The sequence below is a fragment of the Bifidobacterium parmae genome (assembly GCF_002860365.1).
In the GTDB taxonomy this organism is placed as follows: domain Bacteria; phylum Actinomycetota; class Actinomycetes; order Actinomycetales; family Bifidobacteriaceae; genus Bifidobacterium; species Bifidobacterium parmae.
In genome coordinates, this window is the sequence record NZ_NMWT01000024.1 from 21,713 (window position 1) to 32,131 (window position 10,419).

Here is a 10,419-nt window from a genome sequence, read left to right on the forward strand (position 1 = left end):
TTCGCCGCATCGGTGCAACTCCCCCGGTACGACCATCCGCCAAACCCATCCGCAAAGCCGTCCCCGCTGTTGCAGCTATTGCAGCGTCTGCCACACCAAGGCGGACAGGTCCCGGATCGACGCCTGCGCGGCCGCCGAGGAGACGTCCGAGGTCATCACGACGAGCACGTAGTCGCCCTGCGTGGCCGTGCCGTCCATGCCTGCGGAGGTGTCGGAGCCGGCGAACACGATGGCGGCGTCGTTCTCCACCCCGTCGATCTCGCCGGTCTTGTTGGCGACGGTCACGCCGGACGGCACGCCGCCCGGTATCTTGGTCCGCCGCGTCTGCCCGAGCAACAGGTCGAGCATGCGGCGGCTGGCGTCCTTGCTCACCAGTCCGCCCCGGTAGACGGCGGCCATGAACCTGCCCGCGTCGTCGGCCGTGGTGGTCTTGCGATTCGGATCGCCGTCGATCACGCCCAACGCCTGGTCGATGTGCGAATCCTTGAACCCGTAGCGCGCGGCGATCTCGTTGACCTGCGCGAACCCCGCGTCCATGTCGCCGCCGCCGAGCGTGGAGATCAGCGAGTTCGTCGCCTCGTTGGAGCTCACGGTGATCATCTGCGTGAGCAGCTGGTCGATCGAGGAGTCCTCGGCGAGCGCGCCGTCGGCGATGCGCTGGAACACGGCGAGCATCACGTACAGTTTGATGACCGACGCCGCGTAGCCGGCGTGCGTGTCGATCGACGTCGTCGCGCCGCTCGCCAGATCCTCCACATACACCTGCCACGTGCCCTGGTATCCGGCGATCCTGCCGCGGATCGACTCGCCCAGCGCGTCCATGTCGCGTTGCCTGGCGATGCGCGCGCTCGGCGACGGCGCGGACGCACGCGACAACGCGCCGTGCGACGCGCCCGCCGCGGCCCCGTCCGTCGGGGCGACGTCCGTCGACACGGCGGCGTGCGGGACGCCGCCCGCCGCAGACGCGCCCCACGGCAGCCATCCCATCCGCGCCGACACCGCGACGCCGGCTCCCGCCACGATCAGAGCCGTCGCCGCGACGACCGCCACGACGCGCGCCGCGGCGGACCGTCCGCGATGCGCCGCCGCGCGGTTGCCGTGACGCCCATACCGTTTCCCTGTCATGCCTCCAGTATGCCGCCGCCCCGGAACGACGTACGTCGTCATCGACCGTCGCACGTACGATTACCGTAGGGAACATCCGGTTCAGGGAAGAAAGAACGGCCTCAAGGGAAAGAGGGGATCATGCCGGCATCGATCATGACACCGCCGAGACTGCCCGGATACACGTTCGTGCAGACGCTCGGCTCCGGCTCGACGGCGAGCGTCTACCTGTACCAGCAGCGCACCCCGAACCGCGTCGTGGCGGTGAAGGTGTCGAAGGAGTCGCTCGACCCGCGCGCCGCCGCGCAGTTCACGCAGGAGGCCAACACGATGGCCCAGCTGTCGAGCCACCCGTACATCATGCAGATCTACGGCGCCGGCGTGACGTCGGCGGGTCAGGGCTACATCGTGTTCGAGTACGCGCCGAACGGCACGTACAAGGAGATCACGCAGCGTCGTCCGCTCACCTGCGACGAGATGCTCGACCTGGGGATCAAGCTGTCGAGCGCCCTGTTCACCGCGCACCGGGCAGGCGTCATCCACCACGACATCAAGACCAGCAACGTGCTCGTCAACGCGCAGGGCCTGCCGATTCTCGCCGATTTCGGCATTTCGACGAACATCTACGACAAGACGTTCACCGGCTATTCGCTGCCGTGGGCGCCGCCCGAGGTGCTCAACGGCCATCCGGGCGCCGAGGCGGCGGACATCTACTCGCTGGCCGCCACGCTGTATGCGACGCTGACCGGCCGTTCGCCGTTCGAATCCGGGTACCGCCCGCGCACGCCCGGCCAGCTGAAGGAGCTCATCCTCACCAAGCCGCTGCCGCCGATCAACCGTCCGGACGTGCCGCAGGACGTGGAGCGCGTGCTGCGCAAGGCGATGGCGAAGGACCCGGACGACCGGTACTATTCGGCGCTCCAGTTCGCGCGGGAGCTGCAGCGCGTCCAGCAGGAGCATTTCGGCCATATGACGGCGGTGGTCACCGAAGGCCAGCCGCCGTACCCGACGCAGCGGCGCATGGCCGCGCAGAACGCCCTGCCGGGAACGCCCGGCGCGAGGGGACGCGGCTGGGTGAGGCCGGTCGCCATCGGCGCCGGCGTCGTCGCGGCGATCGCGGCGGTGGCGCTCGTGTTCGCGTTCGTCGTCGCGCCGCGGCTCGACTCGGGTTCCACCGGCGACCGCACGTCGATCGGGAACACGGCCACGGAGCAGGGCCGTTCCGGCGTGGATTCCGCTCCGGGCGACGCCGATGTCGGCGACGTGCCCTCGCCGACGAACCTGTACGGCGAATACAACGACGACGGCACGGTGACGTTCACCTGGGACAATCCCGATCCGAAGAAGGGCGACACGTATGCGTGGCAGCCGGCGGAGGGCTCGGATTCGGGGACGGGTTCGGCCGCGTCGATCGCGAAGGAGCGGACGGTCACGCTGGACGCGGCGCAGGGCGCCACGCAGACCTGCATCGAGGTGTCGATCGTGCGCGAGGACCGGCAGATGTCGGCGCAGCCCACGACCGCCTGCGCGGTGAAACGCTGATTTTCCGCGCGACACGCCGCGTCCCGGCAAACGGTACTCCTATACCGCAGGCCGGTGGGCGCGGCTACATTGGGTGTACGGAGGCCCCGACCGGGGGCGAGGAAACGACGGGAGCGACGCATGGCGAAGCAATCTTCCCAGGCATACGAGCGGTCACGCAGGACCGGGGCGCTGCTGCGCCGTCTGGTGCCGTCCGGCAACCGCAGGTGGATCACACCGGTCGTCGCCCTGCTGCTGATCCTCGGCGTGGTGGCGGGCGCGATCATCATCAGTTCGGTGACGCAGCGCCACGTGCAGCTCGACGACGGCTCCGTGTGGGTCACCTCGCTGAAGGACCGCAAGGCGGCCCGGTTCAACGTGAAGCTCAAGCAGGCGGACGCGGGCGTCTCCTCGGCGGCGCAGCGGTTCGACGTCTCCCAGCATGACTCGGACACCGTGCTCGACGAGGCCGGCAAGGCGTCGTCGATCAAGGCGTCCACCGTCGGCGTGGACTCCTCCACCGAGACGAAGGGGAACACCACGTCGATGATCGGCGGCGGCACCGTCGCCTTCCTCGACACGAAGACGGGCGACGTGTGGGCCGGATCGTCGGACGACGTCGAATCCGTGTCGCCGGCGAACGGCGAGCCGCAGATGAAGCTGGGCGCGGGCGGCAAGGCCGTGGTCGATTCGGACGGCGTGGTATGGGGCTACCGTCCGTCGGACGGCATGGTGTTCAGACTGGACAACCCGCAGAGCCATTCCGTCTCGCAGACCAAGTCGCTCACCGACGGCGCGCAGACGAACGCCTCCTCGTTCACCGTGGTCGACGGCGTGCCGGTCATCACCGCCGGCGGGCGGGCGATCTTCGAAGGCGGCAAGGCCACGCTGGACGTGACGGGACCGGCGACCCTGCAGCTGCCGTCGGTGGACGGCGCGCAATCCGGATGGGTCGCGGTCTCCGGGCGCAACGGCATGGACCTCATCGACCTCACCTCGTCGAAGCCCAAGCCGGTGGCGCTCCGCTCCGACGGTAAGGGCGAGCCGGCGAGGCCCGTCTCCTCCGGCGGCTGCGTGTTCGCCGCGTGGAGCCAGAAGGCCAACAACTACGTGTCCGCATGCTCTGCGGACGACGGCAAGGCGGCGTTCCGGTCGCTCAAGGAGGTGAACGCCACCTCCGAACTGGTGTTCCGCACGAACCACCGCCAGGTGGTGCTCAACGACGTGGTCAACGGCAACGTGTGGAATCCGCGCGAATCCACGGACGTGATCAAGATCCAGTGGAACACGATCCAGACCGAGCAGTCCGAGAAGCAGCAGCAGAACGACGAGACGGCGAACAACCAGCGCAAGTTCGACAAGACCTGCTCGCAGCAGTCCGGCGAGATCAAGGCCGAGGACGACGCGTTCGGCGCGCGCGCCGGCGGCGAGCAGATCCTCGACGTGCTGCGCAACGACCAGCAGACCGACTGCTCGGTGCTGGAGATCACGCATGTGAACGCGCCCGCGGGCGCCACGGTCACGGTCTCCCCCGTCTATGACGGCCGCTACCTCCAGCTCGACGCCACGAAGGCGAAGGCCGGGTCGGTGAGCTTCTCCTACGAGATCTCCGACGGGCACGGCCAGACCTCCTCGGCCACCGTGGACCTGACGCTGACCGGCTCGGGCGACTCCGCCCCCTCGCAGACCGACGTGCCTCCGGAACTGGCCGTCGAACAGGGCGCCACATACACGTGCAATGCGCTGGGCAGCTTCACCGACCCGGACGGCGATCCGATGACGCTCGTCTCCGCCGCGCCGCAGAACTCCGACCAGGTGACGGTCTCCACCCGCGCGGACGGCCAGCTCACGTTCAACACCGGTTCGATGACCTCCGGGCGCGTCGGCGTCGAGCTCACCGTCTCCGACGGCGAGCAGACCGGCACCGGCATGGTGTACTTCTCGGTGAAGCCGGCGAACACGCTGTCCGCCGACATCGACCCGGTGGTCAAATCCACACTGCCCGCCACCGACACCTCCATCGACCTCAAGCCCTACGTCCACGCGACCAGCGCCCAGCCGGCGCAGCTGTCCGCGGCGGACACGCCGAACGGGGCCACGGTGACGGTGAACGCCGCCGACATGACGCTCCAGTTCAAGGCGAACGACCCGGGCACCTACTACGTGCCGTACACGATCACGCAGGGTTCCGTGCCGGCGACGGGTCTGGCGCGCGTCGAGGTGCAGCCGGTGGCCGGCGAGGCCGCGAAGCCGGTGGCCGCGAACGACGTGGCGCTGCTCGGCGCGGAGAACACGGCCATCGTCGAGCCGCTGACGAACGACATCGACCCGATGGGCGGCGTGCTGTCCGTCACCGCCGTCACGACCGACCCCTCGTCCGGCATCAAGACGGGTCTCGTCAGCCACAAGCGCGTGTACCTGACGGCGCGTCAGGTGCCGACCAAGCCGGTGGAGGTCACCTACACGGTGGCGAACGCGGCCGGCACGTCGACCGGCACGATCGTGCTGCAGCCGCCGGCGCTGTCGACCGGCAACTCGGTGCCGAAGGCGTCGAACGTGAACACGCAGGTGCGCACCGGCGGCATCGTCTCGGTCGACGTGCTCGACCATGTGAGCTATCCGGACGGCACGACGGTCACGCTGCAGAACGACCTGCAGACCGACAAGGCCACGTTCAAGGGGCTCGCGTTCGTCTCCGGCGACACGGTCCGCTATCAGGCGTCCGACGAGACCGGCGTGTTCCCCGTCACCTACACGGTGAAGGACAATCTCGGCAATTCCGCCTCCGGCACGATCACCATCACCGTGCATCAGCGCAACGAGGATAACAAGCCGGCGCCCACGCCGCACGACACGGAGGCGCAGGTGGCCGCCGGCCAGAAGGTGCGCATCCCGATCACGCTCACCGGCATCGACGTGGACGGCGACGACGACCAGCTGCTCGGCCTCGGCAACAAGGCGCCGCAGCTGGGCCGCATCACCGAGGTGGGCGCGAACTATCTCGTCTACGAGGCGTACGCCGACTCCTCCGGCACCGACATCTTCTCCTACGCTGTGGAGGATTGGACCGGCCAGCGCGCCCAGGCGCAAATCCGCGTCGGCGTGTTCCAGGGCGCCTCGGATTCGGGCGTGTACGCGCGCGACGACGAGATCACGCTGCGTCCGGACACGGCGGCCACTGTGCCGGTCGCCCAGAACGACATCTCCGGCGACAACACCGATCTGACCGTCGAGAAGAAGCTCGACTCGGCGGGCATACCGGGCGCGAAGGTGACCGCCAACATGATCGACTTCACCACGCCCTCGCAGGCGGGGACGAGCTACATCGTCTACACGGTGAAGGACAAGGCGGGTCTGACGGACACGGGCACGCTGACCGTGAACGTCGACCCGAACGCCCCGATCGAGCCGCCGGACGCCTACGACTACCGCGTGCCCTCGGCCGCGACCATCGATAAGAAGAGCGTGGACGTGGACGTGAGCCAGTGGATCGCGAACCCGTCCGGCACCGCGTCCGATCTCAAGGTGGGCGTGCACGAGTCGGCGCGCGACCATGCGCGCGTCAAGGGCGGCGACAAGTCGACCGTCATCACCGTGGACCTGACGAAGGAGGCGCGAGCCGTCCCCTACACGGTGACCAACACGAAGTACGGCATCACGTCCACCGCGTTCATCCAGGTGCCCGCGTACGGCGTGTTCCCGCCGACGCTGCGTCCGAAGGCGCCCGAACTCAAGGTGAACGCGCGCGAGACCATCCAGATCAACATCGCCGACTACGTGCGCGTGGGCGCCGGCAAGGAGCCGTACGTGGACGGCGCCGACTCGGTGAGCGCCACGAAGGCGGCCGACGGGAACCTGTACGTGAACGACAAGACGCTCAAGTTCACCGCGCCGAAGGACTATTCGGGCCCCGCGTCGATCACGTTCACGGCGGTGGACGGCAAGAAGGGCTCCGACAAGACGAAGATCATCAACTCGGCGGTGCTCACCCTGCCGATCACGGTGATCGGACGCGACGTGCCTCCGCCCACGTTCTCCTCGTCCACGATCGACGTGGTGGCCGGCGAGGACACGAAGACCATCGACCTGAAGGCGCTCACGCACGCGCCGAGCGGCGCCTACGACGACGAGAAGCAGTACACGTATGCGGGCGGCTCGAACACCGGCAAGGTGAGCGCCACCGTCTCGAACGGCGGGCAGCTGCAGGTGAAGGCCGACAAGGACGCCTCCCCCGGCACGACGGTCAGCGTGCCCGTGCAGATCAAATACGGCAAGGGCACGGTCGACGCCGGCGTGACCGTGCGCGTCGTCTCCTCGACACGTCCGCTGGCGCGTGTGGCCGACAAGACGCTCAAGCTCAAGGCCGGTGAAAGCCAGAGCGTGAACGTGCTCGACGACGCGTACAACCCGTTCCCCTCGGACCCGCTCACCGTGGTCCAATGCGCGGCGGACGACGCCTCCAAGCTCACCGTCCAGTGCGGTGCCTCGGGCTCCATCGGCATCACCGCCGCCGCGGACATCGGTGGCAGCACGAACCGCGTGCTCGTCACCGTGCAGGACGGCACGAAGACGGCCGAACGCAAGGTCACGGGCACGATCACCGTATCCGTGATCGACAAGCCGGACGCGCCGCTGCTCTCCCCCGTCGACGCGAAGCCGCAGGACGGCGCGGTCGATCTGGCCTGGACGCCCGGCTCGGCGAACGGCAGCCCGATCACCGACTACGAGGTGCGTTGGGGCGACGACGGCGACAAGGCGTCGTCGAAGTCGTGCGGCGCGGTGACGACCTGCAAGATCACCGGGCTCACGAACGGCAAGTCGTACACGTTCCGCGTGCGCGCGAAGAACGAGGTCGGCTGGTCGAAGGACTCCAACACGGCGACCGGCACGCCCGACAAGGTGCCGCCGGCCCCGTCCTCGGTCACGGTGGACGGCGCCAGGAACAAGGTGACCGTCTCATGGTCGATGCCCGACTATGAGGGGTCCCCCGTCGACTACTACACCGTCACCCTGAGCAACGGCAAGAAGGACACCGCGAAGGGCTCCACGTCGAAAAGCTTCGACATCGCCGACGCCGACATCTCGGACGGCTTCACCGTGACCGCCACCGTCGTCCCCCACAACAAGGTGGGCGACGGCGCCGGAGCCACGTCGAAGGACGCGGCCAAACCGTACGGCAAGCCGGACATGCCGTCCGTCTCCGCCTCCCAGGAACCGAACAGCAACAAGGTGACGGTGACCGGCAAGCTCGGCAACATGCGCAACAACGACTGCTCAGCGGTCGGATTCATGCTGGGCGACTACAAGGCCGAAGGCCGATGCGGCGAGACGTCGCACACGTTCACCATCGACGACTCCGACTTCGGCGGCTCCCTCACACCGGGGTTCGGCGTCACGACGAAACAGGGCGAGTACGCCGCCGGAACCGGAGCGCCCATCACGCCGACCTACAAGCCGGCGGCGCCGCAGAACCTCGCCGTCAGGACGAGCGACGGCCGCTGCGTGGTCTCGTGGAGCGACGGCGACGGCAAGAGAGGTGGATTCGACTACACGGACGGCAACGGCGCGACCGGATCCACGTCGGGCACGTCGTTCTCCTACGATCCCGGCGCCTGGCGCGCCTGCGGCTCGGTGAGCGTCCGCAAGACGTTCCGCGGTGCCGCCAGCGACAACGCCACCGCGGCCAGCCAGGACATGCCGAACAAGCCGAAGGCCCGTCTGAACAACTACGCCTTCCGGTGGGACGACCACGACACGCTCCGCATCGCGAACGGAAACATGGAGACCTACGGGCAGGGCGCCACGGCCGTGCTCACGCTGACCGACGAGAACGGCAACACACAGCAGGTGGCCTCCTGGGCGGTCGGGCAACAACCGACGGCCATCTCCTTCAAAGATGTCACGACCACCCTCGAAGGCGACATGACCTGGCGCATCACCCTCAAGGACGGTCCGTCGGAACTCGTCGACGGCGTCGAATCGCACGGTTCGGTCGGCAACTCACGCCCGATGGCCGAAGGCGACTCGAAGTCGCTGTCCGGCCAGCTGCCCGAGAACGGCATCAAGGCCCAACCGTGGATAAGGGGGTTGGCGTATTACGCACGATGAACCCATCCCCGTGGCCGGTGACGCCCGGCGCGCCCCATAATCCGGAACTCCGTCCGAGGGACGTCCGCACGGCCCGACCCACGGCACCGCAACCACCACAGCAACGCACACGACCATCAACGTCCGAGGCATGAACGCCCCGCAACCCCCGCAAGGAGCAACCATGAGCGAGAACACCCACGAGCCGATCGACGACTCGACCCAACTGTCCGACGGCACGCACGCCCACCCGCCGATCAAGCCGAGCCTGCCGGGACGGCCGAAGCCGTCCATCCCGGCCAAGAAGCCCTCCGTCCCGAAGGGCGGCAAGACGCCGACGGACGCCACCGACATGGACTCGACCCGCCTCGGCTCCCGCTACGACATGGACGCCACGCGCCTCGGCACCCAGCTGGACATGGACTCGACCCGCCTCGGCTCCGCCAAGACGGCGCAGCTGCCGGACGGCACGCAGTCGGCTCCCGTGCAGACGCAACATACGCAGCAGACGACGGCCGCCTCCACGCACGCCGCCTGGCAGCCGCAGCAGCCCGCCCAGACGCAGCCGCTGCCCGCCCAACCCCTGCCGTCGCAGGGCACGGTCCCGCAGCAGCCCTTCCCGCGAGCCTCCCAGCCCCAATTCCAATCCCAGCCGCAGCAGCCGCAGCCCCAAACCCCCGCCCAGCCCGCGCCGCAGGTGATCGACACGGGCATGATGCCCGCCGCCTCGCCCGACGTCGAGCATTTCCGCGACATGTTCAACCTGCTCACCGAGAACATCGCGAAGGCGGTGGTGGGCAAGGCCCGTCCGATCCGTCAGGTGCTCACCGCGCTCATGGTCGGCGGCCACGTGCTGCTCGAAGACAATCCGGGCACCGGCAAGACCCAGCTGGCGCGCGCGCTGGCGAATTCGGTCGCGACGAGCTTCAAGCGCATCCAGTTCACCCCCGACCTGCTGCCCTCCGACGTGGTGGGCGTCACCTTCTACGATCAGAAGACCGGCGACTTCACGTTCCGCGAAGGCCCGATCTTCGCGTCCATCGTGCTCGCCGACGAGATCAACCGCGCCTCGCCGAAGACCCAGTCCGCGCTGCTGGAGGTCATGGAGGAGCAGAAGGTCACCGTGGACGGCGTCACGCACGACGTGCCCCAGCCGTTCATCGTGATCGCCACGCAGAACCCGATCGAGCAGCTCGGCACGTACAAGCTGCCCGAGGCCCAGATGGACCGTTTCCTCCTCAAGACGTCGATCGGCTATCCGGGGCACGACGTGTCCGTGGACATCCTGCGCCAGCTCGACGTCACCGACCGCGCCGCCACCGTCGACCCGGTGCTGACCGGCGACGACGTGATCGCCCTGCGCCGCACCGCGCAGACCATCCACATCGACGACGCGATCACCGAGTACATCGTCCGTCTCGTCGAGCGCACGCGCCACGACGACAGCATCATGGTCGGCTCCTCGATGCGCGGCGCCCTCGCGCTCACGCGATGCGCCCGTATCTGGGCCGCGGCGGACGGCCGCGGCTACGTCGTGCCCGACGATGTGAAGGACCTCGCCGTGCCGGTGCTCGCCCACCGTCTGAGCCTGACCGCGGAGGCCACGTTCGCCGGGGAGACGCCGGAGACCGTCATCGCGCGCATCCTCGAGGACGTGCCCGCGCCCGTCCTCGGACGCTGACCCGCCCGACCGCATCAACCGATCGA

The 10,419-nt window shown here is 68.6% G+C and carries 4 protein-coding genes; 3 read left to right on the forward strand and 1 reads right to left on the reverse strand.

All coding sequences use genetic code 11. The features are described from left to right. Positions 1-75 precede the first annotated feature (75 nt). Positions 76-1,125, reverse strand: a complete 1,050-nt coding sequence (locus tag Uis4E_RS08070) for a serine hydrolase (protein WP_243394456.1) — start codon at positions 1,123-1,125, stop codon at positions 76-78. A gap of 120 nt (positions 1,126-1,245) precedes the next feature. Here Uis4E_RS08070 and Uis4E_RS08080 point away from each other — a divergent pair, with 120 nt between their 5' ends. The 3 genes from Uis4E_RS08080 (at position 1,246) to Uis4E_RS08090 (ending at position 10,393) form a co-directional block, all read left to right on the forward strand. Continuing rightward, a complete protein-coding gene (locus tag Uis4E_RS08080) occupies positions 1,246-2,646 on the forward strand; it encodes a serine/threonine-protein kinase (protein WP_101622679.1) in 1,401 nt (466 codons plus the stop codon). Positions 2,647-2,766: 120 nt separating this feature from the next. Further along, positions 2,767-8,733: an Ig-like domain-containing protein gene (locus Uis4E_RS08085; RefSeq protein WP_101622680.1), complete on the forward strand. Its 5,967-nt coding sequence runs from the start codon at positions 2,767-2,769 to the stop codon at positions 8,731-8,733. A gap of 364 nt (positions 8,734-9,097) precedes the next feature. Then, a complete protein-coding gene (locus Uis4E_RS08090; protein WP_165784918.1) occupies positions 9,098-10,393 on the forward strand; it encodes an AAA family ATPase in 1,296 nt (431 codons plus the stop codon). Positions 10,394-10,419: the final 26 nt, after the last annotated feature.